The 17,744-nt window shown below is 52.9% G+C and carries 14 protein-coding genes; 4 read left to right on the top strand and 10 right to left on the bottom strand.

Going from position 1 to position 17,744, the window contains the following annotated elements; translation table 11 throughout:
- Positions 1–315 precede the first annotated feature (315 nt).
- Together ACGYLO_RS20635 and ACGYLO_RS20630 are read right to left on the bottom strand one after the other, a co-directional pair.
- Positions 316–1,737: a TolC family outer membrane protein gene (locus ACGYLO_RS20635; RefSeq protein ID WP_394377326.1), complete on the bottom strand. Its 1,422-nt coding sequence runs from the start codon at positions 1,735–1,737 to the stop codon at positions 316–318.
- A 195-nt stretch (positions 1,738–1,932) separates the two neighbouring features.
- Positions 1,933–3,363 carry a glycosyltransferase family 4 protein gene (locus ACGYLO_RS20630; protein ID WP_394377325.1) on the bottom strand — a complete coding sequence of 477 codons (1,431 nt, stop codon included), beginning with the start codon at positions 3,361–3,363 and terminating at the stop codon, positions 1,933–1,935.
- 123 nt (positions 3,364–3,486) lie between these two features.
- On the opposite strand from ACGYLO_RS20630, the gene ACGYLO_RS20625 reads away from it, so the two are divergent.
- Complete coding sequence (locus ACGYLO_RS20625; RefSeq protein ID WP_394377324.1) at positions 3,487–4,767, top strand: glycosyltransferase; 1,281 nt, start codon at positions 3,487–3,489, stop codon at positions 4,765–4,767.
- Positions 4,768–4,775: 8 nt separating this feature from the next.
- Positions 4,776–6,608 (top strand): ABC transporter ATP-binding protein, encoded by a 1,833-nt coding sequence (locus tag ACGYLO_RS20620; protein ID WP_394377323.1) that lies wholly within the window; start codon positions 4,776–4,778, stop codon positions 6,606–6,608.
- A 38-nt stretch (positions 6,609–6,646) separates the two neighbouring features.
- Here ACGYLO_RS20620 and ACGYLO_RS20615 read toward each other — a convergent pair whose 3' ends face one another.
- The 7 genes from ACGYLO_RS20615 to ACGYLO_RS20585 form a co-directional block, all read right to left on the bottom strand.
- On the bottom strand, positions 6,647–7,102 hold the full coding sequence (locus ACGYLO_RS20615) for a hypothetical protein (protein ID WP_394377322.1): 456 nt from the start codon (positions 7,100–7,102) through the stop codon (positions 6,647–6,649).
- Between the two features lie 198 nt (positions 7,103–7,300).
- Complete coding sequence (locus ACGYLO_RS20610; RefSeq protein ID WP_394377321.1) at positions 7,301–8,872, bottom strand: ATP-binding protein; 1,572 nt, start codon at positions 8,870–8,872, stop codon at positions 7,301–7,303.
- Between the two features lie 413 nt (positions 8,873–9,285).
- On the bottom strand, positions 9,286–9,777 hold the full coding sequence (locus tag ACGYLO_RS20605) for an acyloxyacyl hydrolase (RefSeq protein ID WP_394377320.1): 492 nt from the start codon (positions 9,775–9,777) through the stop codon (positions 9,286–9,288).
- A gap of 235 nt (positions 9,778–10,012) precedes the next feature.
- Entirely contained in the window at positions 10,013–10,906 is an 894-nt protein-coding gene (locus ACGYLO_RS20600; RefSeq protein WP_394377319.1) for a hypothetical protein, read from the bottom strand.
- A 341-nt stretch (positions 10,907–11,247) separates the two neighbouring features.
- Entirely contained in the window at positions 11,248–12,495 is a 1,248-nt protein-coding gene (locus ACGYLO_RS20595) for a type II toxin-antitoxin system HipA family toxin (protein WP_394377318.1), read from the bottom strand.
- Between the two features lie 3 nt (positions 12,496–12,498).
- The gene (locus ACGYLO_RS20590) at positions 12,499–12,762 is read right to left on the bottom strand and encodes a helix-turn-helix domain-containing protein (protein WP_394377317.1); all 264 of its coding nucleotides are present in this window, start codon (positions 12,760–12,762) and stop codon (positions 12,499–12,501) included.
- 225 nt (positions 12,763–12,987) lie between these two features.
- The gene (locus tag ACGYLO_RS20585) at positions 12,988–13,230 is read right to left on the bottom strand and encodes a hypothetical protein (RefSeq protein ID WP_394377316.1); all 243 of its coding nucleotides are present in this window, start codon (positions 13,228–13,230) and stop codon (positions 12,988–12,990) included.
- A 1,333-nt stretch (positions 13,231–14,563) separates the two neighbouring features.
- On the opposite strand from ACGYLO_RS20585, the gene ACGYLO_RS20580 reads away from it, so the two are divergent.
- Positions 14,564–14,878 carry a hypothetical protein gene (locus tag ACGYLO_RS20580; RefSeq protein ID WP_394377315.1) on the top strand — a complete coding sequence of 105 codons (315 nt, stop codon included), beginning with the start codon at positions 14,564–14,566 and terminating at the stop codon, positions 14,876–14,878.
- A 166-nt stretch (positions 14,879–15,044) separates the two neighbouring features.
- On the opposite strand, the gene ACGYLO_RS20575 is transcribed toward ACGYLO_RS20580, so the two are convergent.
- Complete coding sequence (locus ACGYLO_RS20575) at positions 15,045–15,572, bottom strand: hypothetical protein (protein WP_394377314.1); 528 nt, start codon at positions 15,570–15,572, stop codon at positions 15,045–15,047.
- A 307-nt stretch (positions 15,573–15,879) separates the two neighbouring features.
- On the opposite strand from ACGYLO_RS20575, the gene ACGYLO_RS20570 reads away from it, so the two are divergent.
- Positions 15,880–17,679 (top strand): ATP-binding protein, encoded by a 1,800-nt coding sequence (locus tag ACGYLO_RS20570; protein ID WP_394377313.1) that lies wholly within the window; start codon positions 15,880–15,882, stop codon positions 17,677–17,679.
- Positions 17,680–17,744: the final 65 nt, after the last annotated feature.

Genomic DNA, 17,744 nt, shown 5'->3' with positions numbered 1-17,744 from the left:
TCCTACGGCGCCTCATGAAGGGCGCGGACGCCACCAAAAGCGCTACCAGAAGTTACACCTCTCCCTGGGACATGACCAAGGCTAAGGAATGTCCAAAAGTACGCGGAGCCGCGTAGATACTTTCAAAGGGCATCAATTTCGCGGTCTGGCCGAAAGGAGTTCTTATTCAAGATATTCTGGGTCATTCGGTCCTATCTACCCTTAAAATACGGCTTGCCCCGCAGCCTGCTTTTGGGAGCCGGTTGCGGGGCAAGATTATGTGAAAATGCTTAGTTAAACGCACCACTGTAGGCCACGCACGCGCCGCGCAATCCCTTAATCTTTTTGGAGGGCTCTCAATACGCGATCAAGAGCTTTACCCTGCTTGGAGTACTTGGCAGGAGCGTCCTTCACGAGGTTGTAATAGGCAGCAGCATCGTAAATCTGAACGGGCAGACGCAGATCAACTGCCGTCAACTGACCTTTGGCGGCCAGCACCGCGTAGGCCGCGACGTAAAGATTGGCACGCGCCGTTACTCGGGTGGATCGCGCATCAAGTAGAACTTGCTCCGCATCGAGAACATCAAGCGTGGTGCGTGCGCCTAACTTGGCCTCCTCTCGGACCCCATTAAAGGCTGCCTGAGCCGCGCGAATTTGACGATCAGATGCTTCGAGCTGGGCATTCGCTGAAGCGAGAGAGGCGTAAGCGTTACCAACTTCCTGAACGATCTGGCCGCTTACAACATGAAGGTTGGCGCGCTGCGCATCGAGTTGGGCCATGGCGCGGCGTACGGCAGATGATAATGCTCCACCTTGATAGATTGTTTGCCCCGCCTCGATACCAATACTGCCCCCACGGGTGTATCTGTCTTCGTTGAATGTTTCAGTCAGGCCGTAATTGCCCCTCAAAGTGACCCGGGGCGACATTGCGGCCTCATTGGATTCCACCGCCAACCGAGCCGCAGAGACTTGGTGCTGTGCAGCCCGTACGGCGGGGTGCTGGCGAACAGCCAGAGCCTTGGCTGCTTCGAGATCCCGGCTCACATCCCGAAGGACAGGCGGAGGCGTGAGGTTTTTAGGGTCTTGTCCCACAGCGTTGCGGTACTCTTCTTCGGCGCGCAGCAGAGCGCCTTGCGCGGCAGCCAGCCCACTGCGGGCTTGCGCCAGTTGCGCTTCGGCAAGCGCCACATCCGTATTGGTCACCTCGCCTACGTCAAACCGATCGCGCGCGGCGCGCAACTCTTGGGTCAGGAGGCGCAAGTTGTTGTTGCGCAGCGCCACGATATCTCGGGCTTCAATGACCCCCATATAAGCGGCAACGGCACGTAGCAGGACCTGCTGTTCGATGTCCAAAAGAGTGTAGCGGGTGGCTAGGACTGTTTCTTTTGAGGCCTCAATCCGATAGGCGCTTGCGCCAAAATCATACAGCAGCAACTCACCAATCAGATTGATTGAAGCGGTAAGGCTTTCGGTCGAGGTCGCCGGGGCAAGGCTCGATGCTCTACTGGTGCCAAAATTTTGTGTCAGCGCCCCTGCCCATTGCAATACAGGCTTGAGTGCAGACTTGGCGCTCGCCACATCTTCGTCCGCCGCACGCAACAAAGCCCGGTTTTGATCCAAAAGCCCCGAATGCTCATAAGCACCGACCAAGGCGTCGGCCAAGGTTTCTGCGAAGCCAGGACGTGGCAAGAGCGCAACCATAAGCGGTAGCGCTATACCCACACGCCGCAAGGTGCTTTTAAAACTAGTACTACTCATTACTCGATCGCCTCTTAAACTGCGTTCATATTCTTTATCTTTACAAGTTGCTGGCTCTTGAGTGGCCTGCTTTAGAATCCGTCAGCCATCACGGGCGCCTTCAAGCATGACGCAACCTTATGCGGTCTGAAACAGCTTGGGAACGACAGCTCCTTACCACACGCGGATTTCCTCCGACCTTTATTATTGCATGAATCAGACGGCCGCAGGGCGCAAGACCGCCTCCACATCCTCTGCCACATCATCCCATGTCCGCAGAGAGGTCGTGCGAATTCTCTCCTCCAAAGCCAATCGATGCTCAGGATCTGCAATCAGTTTATGACAAGCGTCATAAATGCTGCTGATCGAGCGGGCGTCGCAATATTCCACCATGTCTCCTCCAACCTCGGGCATGGAAGAGTTGTTCGCGACCACGGCCGTTTTACCAAAAGAGAGACTCTCTCCAATCGGTAACCCCCAACCTTCATAAAAGCTAACGGTCGCCGTGAAGAGGCAGTTCTCGTACAAAAAACCCAGCTCGGTATCACTGGGGCGCTTGGCAAATTGCACCCAACCACCAAGGTTTCCGGTGGCTTCCATCAAGCTTTCAAAGTCGTCATTGTACCAGCCCGGCTTACCTGCAAAGACCAGCTTGGGGACATTGAGCCCTGGAGTTTGGGTCAGCCGCAGCCAAGCTTGTGCCAGCGACCAGAGATTTTTGCGCGATTCCATCGTTCCCACCACCAGCACAAAAGGTGTCTTGGTGAGGTTCAGCACAGATTGATCCAGCCCGTGTAAACTGCTGAGACGCGACTTGAAGGGTTTGGAGGGGTCATCCACACGGTTGGAATGCACCACGCCGAACTTTTGCACCAAGGGCACGACGTCGATGGGGCGTTGCTTGCCAACTTCGTCCATGAAGCGCTGCAAATCACGCGCGGTGTTTTCAGAATTCGCAAGGAACCGATCACAGTACCCCATGGAAGACAGCAACCAATGGTAGAACTCCCCCGAAAAATCGGCCGCAATATGCTCTGTGGCAATGAGCGGGATAAGGTCATGAACCAACTGGTAGATCTGAAGGCTTTTGGTGTCTTTCAAGCGTTGGAGGGCGGCTTCAAGCCCATCGATGTTCCAAATCGCTCCTAAAATGATCAGTTGATCCCCTGGTTTGACGATCTGACTCATAACTTCACGAGGCGCTTCTGCAATCGCTTCCGCGCGCACAGGCGCTTTACGGTCCTTGAATGCGTTCCACTCTTCAATGCTCGAGCCCATCTTCGCAAAATAGCGCTCATGACCGCGCGCGGCGTGATAAGCGCGTACTTTGTGGTAGAACCAATACTTCAAAGGCCGGTTGCGGTAGCGCATTAAGGTAGGAGCAGCATCGTGCTGAGAGCGCGCTTTCTTGCCGAAAAATACGCGGCTCAACTCGTCAGGAGAAAACTCCTTCATGTTCTGGATAAAACCTGCTTCGAGAGCCACATACTCTCGACGTGACCGATCCCAATAGCTCAGCCGGACGTTTTCGGCACCAAGGCGCCCCACCATGCGCCGAATGACTTCGAAAGACACACGCTGGATGCCCGAGACGGAGGTTTCCTTCTCGACGTAAAGAAGGATGTCAGTCAGGTCAAAATAGTACATAAGTAATGTGTTTTCCTAGGCTCTGGTGCGCACATCCCAACAAAGGTAGAATGCTGCTTTGGCGATACTAACTGACGAACAATTCGACGTTCCTCAACCCCAGAGACGATGTTAAGAGGTTTTATGAGCCCCATATATTACGACCTTTCAGAACAGTTTCTGTCTTCGGGCGTCAAGTTCCAATATTATGGAATCGCGAGGACCGTCATGGAGGTGGGCTATGAGCTTGCCCGTTCACCGGCGGATGTTCGGTTCGTCGTTTTCTCCCCGGCACATGATCGTTTTTTCGAAGTGAACCCGCGCATTGGAGCAGACTCGGAAACGGGTGTTTGCGACCCCAATATCCCCCATGAAGCAAAACCCATGCGCATCCGATACAGTTTTCCGGAACCTCATAAGCTGCGCGATGCCCTCTACCCTTTCCTGCAGGCCTTTGCGAAACGCATATGCCTCAAAAGATGGGAGCGCGCCGTGCCAGAGGGCCATGTGCGCGAAGTAGACCTATCCGGTCAGATTGTGGTGTCGCTCGGCCGTCCCAAAATGATGTCGGATTACCTCGTAGCTTTGGACAAGCAAAATGTCCGCATGCGGTTTTTCCCGCTGCTGCACGACATGATCCCTTTGCACGAGTTTTCCCATCCACGTCAGAGCATGTTTGCGCGCAATTTTGCTCATGATAACCGGATCGTCATCGAGCATGCTGAAAAGCTGCTCGCCAACTCCTTATTCACCAAAACAGAAATTGAACATTTTGCAGCCCTTGGCCGCTTGCCGGACATTCCGGATGTCGTGCCCACCCCCCTGCCCCATGAACTGCGCAAGGTCGACGAGCCGATTGAAGTTGAGATCCCCCAAGCCCCCTATCTCTTAGGAGTGGGTGTCATGACGGGGCGCAAGAACCTTGAGTGCGTACTGGAGGCAATGCTGCAACTCCACAATACAGGTCGTCCGGTGCCCATGCTTCTTCTCGCTGGCGCGCATCGGAAAAGAACCGTTGCTTGTTTGAATAAGCCGGAAATTGCCCCCATCAGAGACAAGATCCAGCTTATCTTGAACCCGAACCAAGCCAGCCTACGCTTGCTTTACCAAAAGGCCTTGGCCTTGGTTATTCCAAGTCACATGGAGGGCTTTGGCTTGCCGCTTGGTGAAGCCCTTTGGGTGGGAACACCTGCCCTTGCGGCCGCGGTACCTGCCTTGCAAGAAGTCGGCGGCGATCTGGCCGAATACTTCGACCCGAACGATCCAAACGCACTTGCTGCACTTATCGACAAGATGCACACCGACCCTGAAGCCTATGAAGCGGTCAAGGATAAGGTGATGCGCAATCGAGCCGAACTACGCACCTGGAAAGACGTGGCGGCTGATATCATTGCTGCAGTATCCCCCCACTCCAAACGAGTGTAAGGCACAGCATGGACATCAAAGACGATACAGAATCTGCCGAGGCAGTAACGGTCGACGCTGGCAGCAACAAGCGTAAAGCCAAAACACGCGCACCGCTTTTCAATGACCAAGACAAGGACAACCTCGCCTGGTTTTGGAACACCTACCTCAAGCAGCGCGCGCCTTGGCTCGGCCTGGTGATGGTCATGATCCTGGTCCAGGGCTTTGCCTATCAGCAGTTCATTGCTCTCACCGAAACCGGACTCCGGGTCATCTTCGACAATGGCGATGTCGCCGGGCTGGTCAAAGTCTGCGGCATGGTGTTGGGGATATTTCTTCTACGGGCCGTGATGTCCTATTGGGTGCCGCGGCTTTCGGCCTGGCTGGCCAGCAATGCCGTCTATAAGATGCGTCGGGATCTGATCGATCATATGATGACTTTGGATTTGGCCTTTTTTGAACGAACGAAATCCGGAGACTTGATCCTACGTCTGGTCAATCAAGCCCAAGACCTATCCGGATTTATCGGCCAGACCACCGTGAACGCAGTGCGCGACACGGTTACCGTCGTTGCCGTTTCAGGCTACCTTATCTGGAAAAACGCCCCCTTGTTCGTGCTGGTCATCGTGGTGATCCCCATCATCACGATTGTCGTGCGGCGGATCTCTCAAGGCATCAAGGGCACCCAAGCCACGGCCGAAAACGCTATGGGCAATTATATGTCCGGCATCGAAGAGATGTCCAATGGCATGCGCACAGTCAAAATATCAAACCAAGAGCCTGTCGAAAAAGCGCGGCTCAATAAGGCCACAGGAGAAATCCGGGATCTTTCGATCCGCCTGCAGGCTTTGCAGGCCATGATGAGCCCCACCGTCGATATCCTGTCGGCAATCATCTACGTCTTGATCATTGGGGTGGGCGGCTACATGGCGCTTAGTCCGGGTTTTGAGATGGATGGCGCTGGAATTATTGGGTTTATGATCGGCATGGCCCTGATATTTGATCCAGCGCGCCGCCTGACATCCTTTTTTGTCAGCATGCAGGCCAGCCTGATTATTCTTGATAGCCTGCGCTCGCTCTACCGTGAGCGCCCCTCAATCACCAATGCTCCGGACGCCAGAGAGACGTTCAATCCGGATGGGGATATCGTACTGGATGATGTGACGTTTCAATACTCCGAAAAACATCCCCTGTTTCGCGGGGTAAACATGACGTTTGAAGGCGGAAAGGTCACGGCGATCGTGGGCGCCACAGGCTCGGGCAAAACTTCCGTCTTGAGCCTGATTGCACGGCTCTATGATGTCTCGAGCGGGGTCGTGACCATCGGCGGCACCCCGATCAAAGAGCTGCGCGTTGACAAATTGCGCCAGTCTTTTTCGGTGGTGGCGCAGGATATCGTCATCTTCAACAGCAGCATTTGGGAAAATATCCGCTACGTCCGTCCGGATGCCTCCGACGCGGAAATCTGGCGGGCGGCAGAGCTCGTTGGCATTGACCAGCTGATGCGCGACCGCGGGGATGCCCCCTTGGGCCCCAAAGGGTCTCAGCTGTCAGGCGGTCAAAAGCAACGGATCGCTATCGCCCGTGCATTCCTGCGCGGCGCGCCCATCTTGTTGCTCGATGAAGCTACCTCCGCACTTGACCAACGCACTGAAGAAAAAGTCCGCGGCGCCATTCAAGAGCTCTCGCAGGACAAGACCACCATTTTGGTTGCGCACCGCTTGTCGACTGTAACCCATGCCGACAAGATCTACGTGCTTGATGAAGGCAGGGTCGTTGAAGAGGGCACACATACTGAGCTGATGGCTCTTGATGGCCTCTACGCGGCGATGTTCACCGCTCAACGTGGCAGTTACGGATAAACCTTTACGGAAAAGACATCTATTGATTGCCCGTTTGATCAGTCTTTAAAGACCTTGCACCCAGCTTCCACTATAGGGCCAGGGGATATGGGGTAGCCTTTTCTTGGTTTTATCAAAACGGCTTGAATGCCGGTAAGCTTTTCCATGCATTGCTTGCTGTCTTCAGCATTGTGCGTGCTGCCATCGACATAAATGTCCAGCCAAGGATACCCTTTCCAGCCAATGTGGCATGGCCCCCCTTGGGGCTTCACGCCATCTCCACATAAGTCTTCAACGATCGCATATTTGCGTAAGCGTGGAATATAAAACCGTGTGCCAGGCTGGAAGTCTTCTGACACTTGGTCTCCATCTATCCGCCAACCCACAGCCAAGGTTACGGGATCGTCGTAGGTTCCTATTCCTGCAGCGATTTCATGTATGACGGGTCGTCCGATGATGGCAGAAGCTGGAGGTGTGTTGTCCCAATAGCTGTATCCCGTCAAAAAGACGGTCATACGTCTCTCTTTCGGCATCCAAAAGACCCCTAAGAGCATCAAAACGAGACTGACACGTATGAGGTTTATGGTCCGTCGGTTGGCCATTGCCTTCCTTCACACTTTGCTTTTGGGCTAACAGGCGCCTAGACGGTAATATGCTAGCTGCAATCAATCGCATATTTTCTTTGGCCTTTAAGGCTACTTGGAGTTTAGCTCTTATTCAGCAGGATCCGGGGCGGGAAAGTTTACGAAGAATGTTGTCCCTTTGCCTTCGGCCGTTTGAAAAGTGATGTCTCCAAGATGCTGATCGATGATCGCTTTTACGATGCTCATCCCGAGCCCATGCCCCTCTTGGACCCGATAACTCCCGCCGCGGGCAAAACGTTCAAACAGGGCATTCTGAATATTAAGTGGCAAACCTGCCCCTTCGTCCTTCACATAGAAGCCAAGTCCCGTACGGGTTAGCCCTAACTCTACCGTCCCGCCCTTTTCAGATGCTTTGATGGCGTTGGTCAAAAGGTTAGAGATTAGCCTCTCCACCCTACCTTCATGCAGTCGCAAAGTTCTGTTCGGGGCATCGGAAGGCTTCAGTGCGAGAAATACGCCGTGCTCTTTGGCATAGGGCGTCAGTGTTTCGACCGCCTGATCCAGTACAGGAGCCAGGGGGCGTGCGACAAAGCCTGAGGGCTCCTCTGCACGGAGCTGTTCGACGTCGAGTATGTCCGTAACCATTTTGTCGATGCGCTGCGCATTGCGCAGGGCAAGCCGTAGCATGTTTTGTTTTGTCTCATCCAGTTTTGCTTCGCCTGCGGCCAGCATTTCCAATGCTCCGCAAAGTGCAGTCAGGGGGTTTTTAATGTCGTGGCTGACAGTGGCAATCAACTGGTCTTTGGCATGCTCAAAAGCCCGCTGTTCGCTCATATCTCTGATGAGGGCAAGAAAGCCGAGAGCTTCCCCACAGTCAGTTTCCACTTTGGCCATGGAAACAACACCATCGAAGGTTGATCCATCAGATTTGCGACAAGAAACTTCAAACTCGCCTCGCTTGTTGGATATCTGGGGATCAAATTTCTCTTTCCCAGCCTGCTCATAGCCCTCCAAGGTCCCATAAAGCACTGCTGTTTGGCGTCCCAGAAGCTGGTCGGACGCGTATCCAAATAGCTTCTCTACAGCAGGGTTGACCAAAGCGACGCGGCGGTTGAGGTCAGCGAAGACAACTGCTTCTGGTACCGCATCTATCATGGCACTGAGCAACCCGCGCTGTTGTCGCAGTTCGCGCCGCTCGGTATGCAGCTTTAGCTCATTGCCGAGCCATCGTGCCAGAAACGCGACAAATTCGAACTCTTTGTTGCTAAACGGTGCCTGACGCGGGGCACGGTCGGAAAAGTTCAGCGTACCAAAGAATTTATCGCCCCGTCGCAGGGGGGCTCCTATGTAGCTCTCAAGCCCGAAGTTTTGATAACATGGGTGGGAAGATATCTCCTGCTGCCCAGCATGATGGAATGCTGTCACTGCGTCATTTTCTAGTGTGTGCAGGCAGTAAGTGCCTTTTACATCAAAGCTGGCGCCCGGAACCGGGGCCCACTCGGGTCCATGGACAAAAAGGCACTCATAGACAGGGTGGTTCACCTGACTAACAATTCCGAGCTCGAGGCCAAGGGCCTCAGTGCCTAAGGTGAGCAGTTGCGTGACCTTATCTTCGAACCCAAGGTCTGGCTCGACAGCAAGCATGTAGAGTTTGCGAAGCGGATCATCAAAATTCGCTGGCGCGTTAGGAAAATGGCTCATTTGGAGTTTTCCTCCTTTTATGCTTTATTGACGAACCGTTTTTGGCATCATCACCCCACCTCCCAGTTTACGTAAAGCAGGTCTTCAATCCAGGCGGCCATCTTGACGTAAGGTCACATGCAAACATTTTTTATGAAAGGGTTTATACAAGCAGGAGCAATGTTTCCGAGCTCCCTAATGCGCAGAGATGGGAAGCGAGGTTCGCCATAGACGGTGTGGGCTGCATTCGAGCGTTTCTAGCCTCCGAAGTTCACGTCGGCCTTGCAGGGCTGGCGAGGCTTAAGACCCTGACAGAACGTCGATAACAAGGGCGACGAACCGCCTGACAGCGTCATCGGAAACGGTCCACGACAAGGCCCAATTAGAAGGCCTCTGCTTCGAAACTATGTCGAACTCTGCAATGAGAACGTCGCTTACCTAAAACTATGGCGATATCGCACTACTAAGGTTTCTGAGCCGGGGTTCGGACTTTTAAGGCGAGCGTTGGATTTGTGGTCGAGAGCGAGTGATACGCTGCTGCTATCATTCAGTTCGTAACCTAGTCCGATCAGCGTCCGGAACTGCAGTTTCCCATTAAGCGGTGTCCCATCGGTGCCTTTGGTGTAAAGCCCCGGCATGAAGCTCCCTTCAATGAACCACGGGCTATTTTTTACGTGCCACTGGGCAGACAGGCCTGCGCCTAAGAATATATCTTGATCACTGTCGAGCTGGGCCGCGACGGCAAAAGAATAAGCGGCCTGAGGGCCCTCAAAGAAAGGCGAAGAGTGATACTCCGCGACAAATGCAGGGGCAGAGGTTTCAGTGTGCTCAAGCACATCATCTACGCCAAGGCCAAGTACCACCTCTCCACTAAATGCTGCAGATGTCGAAAGCATAAAGAGTAGGGCAGAGGTCACATACTGCATATTGGGCCTTGGTGAGATATAAGAGGTACAGTAATCAGATACGTGTAAATGTCTGGGTGATACAGATAGACCTACCTCTTTCGCTTAAAGGTCCAGATCGCGTTGTTTGTATGCGACACTTCCTGCTGAAAACAAAGGAAGGCAAGGCTCTCGCAGAGCTGTTGAAGAAACCGTGCTCCTCGCGTTGCGCCCCGGAACCGCCGCCGAGCTAGCGCCCGCGCGGTTTCGCTTAGCTTCAGCAACGGCCCAAAACTACCTTTGCCCAACTCGGGGCCTCTGTTTCCGCTGAGCATTTCCGCGAAAGTTGCTCTGACTTATGTGCTATTGCCGAAGAGACCAATGACAGAGGGTTCCGGCAATATCGGTCAATACAGATCTGTAGATTGGCACTCGTATTCTGGCAAACATGCTTCCAAGCATGCTCTCCCAGAAAAATATCGCCGTTATACTTTCGGTAAATCTCCAAATAGGCTTCCAAAAGAGGAGAGCTCATGTCTTCAAAAACAACCAATCGCGGCTTGAACCCTGAAGCATAACCCCTTTCGGCCATTGAAAAATCGTCGGTCGCGTCAAAGCAATCCAGCGAAACATCTTTTGCAAGACTCTTAACTTGGTAAACATACTTCTGCTGCAAAAGTTCTGGCGCCGCCCCGCCGTAGCCTGTTGTTTCGATTGCAGGACAAACGCGTTGTTTTTGCAAGGCGAGCATAGCGATGGATGCTCGCAACCTATGAACCTCTTGATGAACTCCGCGCGCAAAACCCGAGGCTTTCCAGCCAAGAGAAACTACTGATTTCTGAAGTTTCGCTATGTTAACTTTGAACCGTCGGACGGCATGGAGGCAATATAAAAGCTCTTCATAGTCCTGAAGCAAGGACTTGGCTTCTGCTTGAAGGCTTGGCAAGTCGCACCGCTCTACGGGCCCAGAGAACCAGGTACTCGGGATATCTTTAAGATCAGCAAGAGGTCGTGCGCTTTCAGGTAAAGACTTAAACTGACCTGGTGCTAGAAATTCCACCTCCATCAAAGCTACTAAATGAAGCAATGTGCTTTGGGCCCTATCGCGCATCGCTTTCGCGTCTGCCGTTTCATGAGGAGGACGTCGGTTTTTATTCAATGCTGGGGACATGGAGACCTCCCGTAAGCGAGGCGCTAGGCCATCTAGCTTTGCACTTTATGAACTAGCGAAACAACCCGTTCGCCGCTTGCTTTAACGATGCAATGCAAATGCATTACCTGACTGATGTCACAACAGCCAATCCTGGGACTCGCTATAGGACCCAGTTCCTCTCAAAGTGACGCAGGGGCGTTATGGCACGCACTGGTGGGCTCCAAGGTTGTGGATATTTGGCGCCCCAAAACTTACTTTCCTAAAGAAACGCATTCGCATCCTTGCTCCTACGGTAAATGTTGATGAGCCACTGTCCGTTCGGGTTCAGATATTGCCAACCCTTGGAATGACGCCGCGATCTATTTTTTCAGGGTGTTCAAAAGTATTCTGCACTTGCGGTCTATATCCTCCGCAACACGTTCTATGATCCCATGAGAACCTGCCGGCATGGCCGCGACATCTCCCTCCGTTGCGCGCAGTTCGTTCCGAACCTTATGGATCAGATACTCTACGCGGGCCAAGGCGCGTCTTGGGGCGAGACCACAGGCCTCTGCTTCGCGGCTCCAATGACGCTCTTGGATGTAGTCTCCTACGCGTTTGCCACCTATGTCGAGAGCCAGGTTCCGCGTGATATTGGGCCACACTCCAGTACACATCACGTCGTAGATGGGGGCGAGAGTCACACCTTCTGATGACAGGAGCAGGGAGTGGTTCTTGAGGTGGGCGTCGGTATTCCCGCACAGGACGTTGAACACCAACATGTCCCACATCTGCATGACCTGAGAGCCGCCACCCACTTCCCGGAGTCGGTCCATCATGCGCGAAAAGTTGGCTTTCGGACCACGATACTGCGAATGCTGGTATTTGGCGCCCGGCGGCAGTCCAAGGGCCTGGCAGAAGTCTTCCTGATGCAAGCGGCGCAGCAGGTCTCCATCCGGTGCTCGATCATACCTTTTCACAAGAAGGAATTGCCGCTCTCCGGCTTGGCCTGTGGTCACGACCGGAGCAGACAGTCCGACACGGCGAGCGAGGGTCAAGCAGAAGGCCTCGTTGTGTACGCTGCCCCAGAGGAGGCCCGGGTTATCAGGCTTCAAAATATGGCTAGAAGGAGCACCATCTACGGGGATCCCAAGCCGGTCGTCTTCAAGCAGACGGACAGAGAGTTTCGACTGCACGCCGGCTAGAGACATAGAGACCCCCTCCTCGCCAGCTAGGAATGGTTTGGCCGGCAGTTCGTTCAGAATCTTCTCAAGCGCGGCGTTCGTTTTGATTGGAATAACTGTATCACCGGGGGTGCCTCTCTGAGCGAAGGAAAGCGCCCCTGATGTATCCCGTCCGACCCGTTCGAGCAGGGCCAGAACATCGGTGTGTGAAACGTCGAGGATGCGGGCCATCATACGGAGTGCGTCCGCGTCTTCCGGCAGGAGGTTGATCAGCCATGGAGCCAGGATGTCCCACCCGACGGGCTGCTCCATCATGGGAAGGGTCGTCGAAATCGGAAAGGCACCGCGCAGGGAAAGCCAAGCGGGATCGTAATGAAAGACTGGTGAAGGAGAGGCAGCCGTATCGATCCTGCCGACCAGGTATTTTTCGAAGAAGATGTCCACGGGCTACGCCTTTGGAAGAGAGGAGGATGGCGTAATTCGGCGCCCTTCGAAGAGTATGGAAATGTTGATACCCAAGGCTTCGGCCGCCGCCAGGGCTGGGCCAAGATAGCTAGTGCCCTTTCCGCGCTCCAGTTCGCTGATGAAGCGTCTGTTGGTTCCGATCATGGACGCGAGATCGTCCTGAGTATAGCCTAGCGTTTTGCGGCGGGCGCGGACGTGCTCGCCAAACTGACGGGCCAGACGTTGCTCTGCAGGCTTCAATTCCATGGCAGATACCTCTTGATACAGGTCGGTAACTTTGTCGCTTCCAAATCCACATTGTTACCGATCTGTACCTTTTGTAGGTGCATTGGAAGAATGCTACAAGTGTGTAACATTAATCAATGGGGCTCTACTCTCGCGCCCGTCGAAAGGCGGCGCACAGGGTGGTCGAAGATTTTCTCGAAAGTTGAGCATCCTATTTGCTCTCGGATGATGGTCGCCATTTCAGTATTAGGTTTGAATACGATAGTCAGGTGATGTCCGCCCCCCTCCATGGCGCACCATCCTGCCATCAAGTTTTCCTTCAAGGTGAACGACGGAGGTCGGTTTTCCGAGTATCGCTTCCAACTGTAGGTCGATTTCGTCCAGTCGACGCAGAGCTGCCGCTGCGTCACCATCGGTGGCTTCGACAATGTGATGCCGATGAAATCCCATTCGCAGAACAGATGCCGGGAACGTCAGCAGTGTCGCCATCAGTGATTTTCTAAGCGAGATACGCAACCACTTGACGGGGTCGGCCCGCGGGAAAAGCCAGTTTGGTCGAAACTCCGAATTAAAAGAGCAGGAAAGAATCTTTGAACCAATTGTATTATGTCGTATCGTAAATGACCCAATTGCATTCATAATGCGTCGAACCCTCGGTTCGCTCGCCCGCCAAGAACTGAAACACATGTATAGATCGCGACATAAAAAACCCGAAAACGAACAACCTGCTCGCTTTCAAACGACCAAAGTTCGCAACCTCAAAATCTCGATCTTTATCGTTGTCGCTCTGTGGATTTTAGCAGGTCTCAAACTTGCTGGCAGCTTTATCAGCCTCTAACGGCAGACATCACAGCTCAATTAGAATAGCACGCGCGCCCCACATCAACTGTCGGTGCTCTAAAATGGTTCGCAAGCTTCCAGAACCGCCTACGTCCTGAGAGAGATCGACACCTGGCATCACGGTTACCTTTGCATAAACGCAGCCTCTTAGCTCAGAGATCTGCGGGGTTACGACGCGGATAGAAGATTCTTGCGGGAGCCCCCGGCGGATCCGCTGCGCTTGTTCCTCATCACAGCAGATAATCAGCTCTGGTGAATATTGCGGCGCGCACTTTGGCTCTCCCCACCCAAAATAGAGCTTACCTAATCGCATTGCAGTAAAAATTCCTATGAGACACTATACTCGGACTTTTGCAGTCCGCACTAAAGAGCGCTTGAGGGATCCGCGTTTCACCCATGCATAACAACAAAGGCAAGCAAGGCAGTGACCGAACTATAGCCGAGCATAAGAAATAAATCGGCCTTCCAGTGATATGTCATTTTTGGCTCCAATGATGTGTTGTTGGGCTTATTGTTGACCATGATTAAGGCATAAATGGGCGGAATGCAGGGCAATAGAGTGATGATTGCGAGGGTTTGCGGATCCGAATCGCTCTTATCGCTAGGTCAACGATGCTCGTTTCCCAGACTTTCTTGGACCAGCCCGATGGTTGCCTCGTAGCTTCCCATCGCTATATCGCTTTTCAGAGGAGTTCACATCCTCGCAACCGGGACTGTTCTTCCTGAGACCCGGCAGACTGCGGCGGCCCGTCTTCCACATAGCCCGCCGCGCTTTTGCAAGAACCAGGCTATTGGAGCATTTCGACAACCGGAACAGCTCAGATCATATGATCTGAGAGTTGGCTCATCAAACCAGCCAAAGAGCCGGCTTGCAGTTGGCCATACGAAAAGGCACCCTGTTGACACGACAGTGACCCTGTATGGAACCTGCTGCCTCTCTTTAAGGCTCTAGGTTTACTCGAAATTGGCGGAAGGACCCCTCATGAAGCTTTCATTAGGCACGATTGGGATAGGCCTTAGTATCCTTGTGATGCTTCAATTTATGATCTTTAATGAGGTTGCTCTCAACGAACTTTCGCAAACAAGCTTTCTCGGCATTATCTTCGCAACCCTAGTGTTCGTAGCCGGGGCCTTCACCTTCAAACGTCCACGCGTCGGAGGGCTTATTTTTACGATTGCTGCCTTCCTAGCCTTTTCTATCTCAAGCCACTCCCCTGATATGGCTTTTTGGGGATCGGCTTCGCTTATTCTAGGCACGCTTGCTAATTTTTTTGGTTGGAAAAGAACGCTCGCTTAACCAGAACCAAGCTGAGCAGATAGAATTTCTCGTAGAGTTTTTAGCGCATCAATATAATTTACCGAATATAGATGGTTTGAGCTGGTAGATGCGGAAAAAAAGGGGGCTGCTTAACAGCCCCCTTGTAGAAACCATTAGTTGCTTTACGGCGAACGCCGCGTTGCGGTCAGGGATCGACAACACCACCAGAGGCATTCACCTTAGTTAAACCTTCCGCCACGACATCGGCGAAGGTCGACACCATAGCGACGTAGAAGTCCGCTTCCGAAGGAGGAACTGCCACGTAGCCTTCAGGGATAACCTGATCTGCGCTTGCCGCAGCAACATTCACCGAGAAACTCAGACCGCTGGTTTCACCCGTTGGGCTCGTGATGTCGACAACCCCTTCAAGCTGATTGAAAAGACGGTCATCCCCCAACATGGTTGCGCCGTTCAGCGCGATCTTACGGATGTCGATGTTGATTTCCGGATCAGCACCATCGCTGCTTAGCGGTACCCGCTTTGCCACCTCAGCGCGCACATCCTCCGCTAGGTCGGGATAAAACTGAATTCCGTTGCTTTCAGCCATAGCCGAGACCGATGCCCCGACATTGATTCCTGAAATGCTGATCGCATCATCGGCAAATGCAGCACTACCAAGTGCAATCGTGCTGACACCGGCCGCAAAGACCATCGTTCTAACTGTCGTGAGCATATTTCGACTCCTCGCTCTTACCTGCACGCGGCGGGTCATTCCTCCGCGGGTGGGTCAGATGAGAAACTACGGTTGTGTAATTTAGGTTCCCTTGCGGTACTATGCCACAAAGTAGCCTTGTGTGTGTGAGGCCACACCTTCGCCCCATAAGGGAACTAATTGTTGATAACGATCCTGCCGAACGCGAGGGTTATGGGCAAGATAGAGTATTTCGCACTTTTATCTCTTTGCTAGCGGTCAATCATGGAATGGCTACCAATTGAAATTTGATACTATAGAAACGGTCCATAGCTCTCAGGGGAGCTCAATGTTTCAGTCGATCATCCAGAGCAGCCCTTTTGGCGTTTGGGTGGTTGATAGGATGGGGCATGTCGTATTCCGCAATCAGAGCGCCGACGAGATGTTGCCCGCTGGCGAGACAGGGCGCCATGGTTCACACATCTCAGAACTACTACCAGCGATCTCTGTTATAGATGGAGCACTGCAAATCAAGTCCATCGAAATCAGCGAGTTCGATAATGTCATCGCCCTTTCAGGGGGAACAGGAGGGTTACGCTATTGTGAGGTTAGCCTAAGCCAATTTAAGGAGGCCTCGGGGCAGACATTAAACATCGTCAACCTCAACGATGTAACAAGTCGCATTCAGGCTTGGCAGGCATTGAAAGATCAAGAAGTACGCTGGAACCTCGCCTTGGAGGGAAGCCAAATCGGCGTATTCGAATCCGATCTTCGTACAGGTACGGGAGTCGCTTCAGATGCATGGTTCCAACTCCTTGGTATATGTGAAGCCGAAGGGCGGAATTCCGACGACGAATGGCGCGCAAGAATCCATCCAGATGACCGCACGGCAGTAGAAGCACTCGATGCGGAATGCATTGAAGGTCGCATCGATAGGTCCGAAGCGAAGTTTCGCATGAGAGTTGGTGACGACGCCTGGCGCTGGATGCGTTCTATTCTAAGGGTGACGGAGCGAGACGAAGAAGGACGAGCTGTTCGGCTTCTCGGCACGATGATTGATATCACGCCGCTTGAAAACGCCTTAGAACTTGCGAAAGCTCGTAAAGTCGGACTGGAAATGCTACTGGCCAACGCCCCAGTGGCAATGGCGGTTCTAGCCCTTGATGGCACATTCTTGTTGCTTAACGACGCATGCTATTCGCTCTTCGGCTATCCCCGCGGTCAACTCGAACAGAAAAAGTTTTGGAAGCTTTCCAATACAGAGACACTTAAAAATGTTCGAGACGAAGTGGAAAGACTTCTTGCCTCTGATATCAATGCGTCTCGTATCGAGCAAAGATATACGAAACCTGATGGCGAGATGATCGATATCGCAATCAGGCTTTCTGTAGTAAAACGCCCAGTCAGAGCAGAAACGCGTCTTATCATTCAGATGGTCGATATCACAGAAAAGAAGCGCTTGGAGGCGCTTAAAGACGATTTCGTCGCCACAGTAAGCCATGAACTTCGAACTCCACTGGCATCGATACATGGCGCTCTGAGGCTACTCACGGGAGCAATCGGAGATGAGGCTTCTGAACAGGTAGCAAAACTGCTCGACGTAGCTGGGAGAAATAGTGTGCGGCTCGGCGAGGTGGTTAAAGACTTACTGGATTTCCAAAAGCTCACAGCAGGTCACTTCACAGTTAAGGTGGCGCGGGTTGAAGTGGTCGAGCTCGTCAAACAAACCATTTTGGATAACGAGCCTTTTTCAGAGAAGTTTGAAGTGAGTGTCGTATTGGGTGGAGCCAATTCACCTGTCTACGTCAATGCTGATGCACAACGTTTGAAGCAAGTGCTTACGAACCTTCTTTCCAACGCTTCGAAGTTCTCCACGACCGGAGGAACAGTCTATGTATGCATTGGCGCCTCTGGTTCCACCTGCAAAATTGCGGTGAGCAACGATGGGCCCGGAATTTCCAAAGAATTTGGAGCGCGAATCTTTCAGCCATTCTCGCAGCAGGCGGATCATTTAACGCGAAGCCGCGAGGGAACAGGACTTGGCCTCGCGATCTCTAAAGAACTGGTCGACAGTATGGGTGGGGAGATTGGGTATGAGTCTACCCCGAACGTTCAAACAACATTCTGGATAAGTTTTCCCTTCTGTTAGAGAAACGGTGACAAGGTCTGTTAAACCACCTCGAAATCAAACGGTACCACATGTTTTAACAACGT

The organism is Sulfitobacter sp. 1A13353, from assembly GCF_043557255.1.
GTDB classification, from domain to species: Bacteria; Pseudomonadota; Alphaproteobacteria; order Rhodobacterales; family Rhodobacteraceae; genus Sulfitobacter; species Sulfitobacter faviae.
Note: the sequence above shows the minus strand (reverse complement) of the source record. Positions and strands in the feature narration are given on the sequence as shown.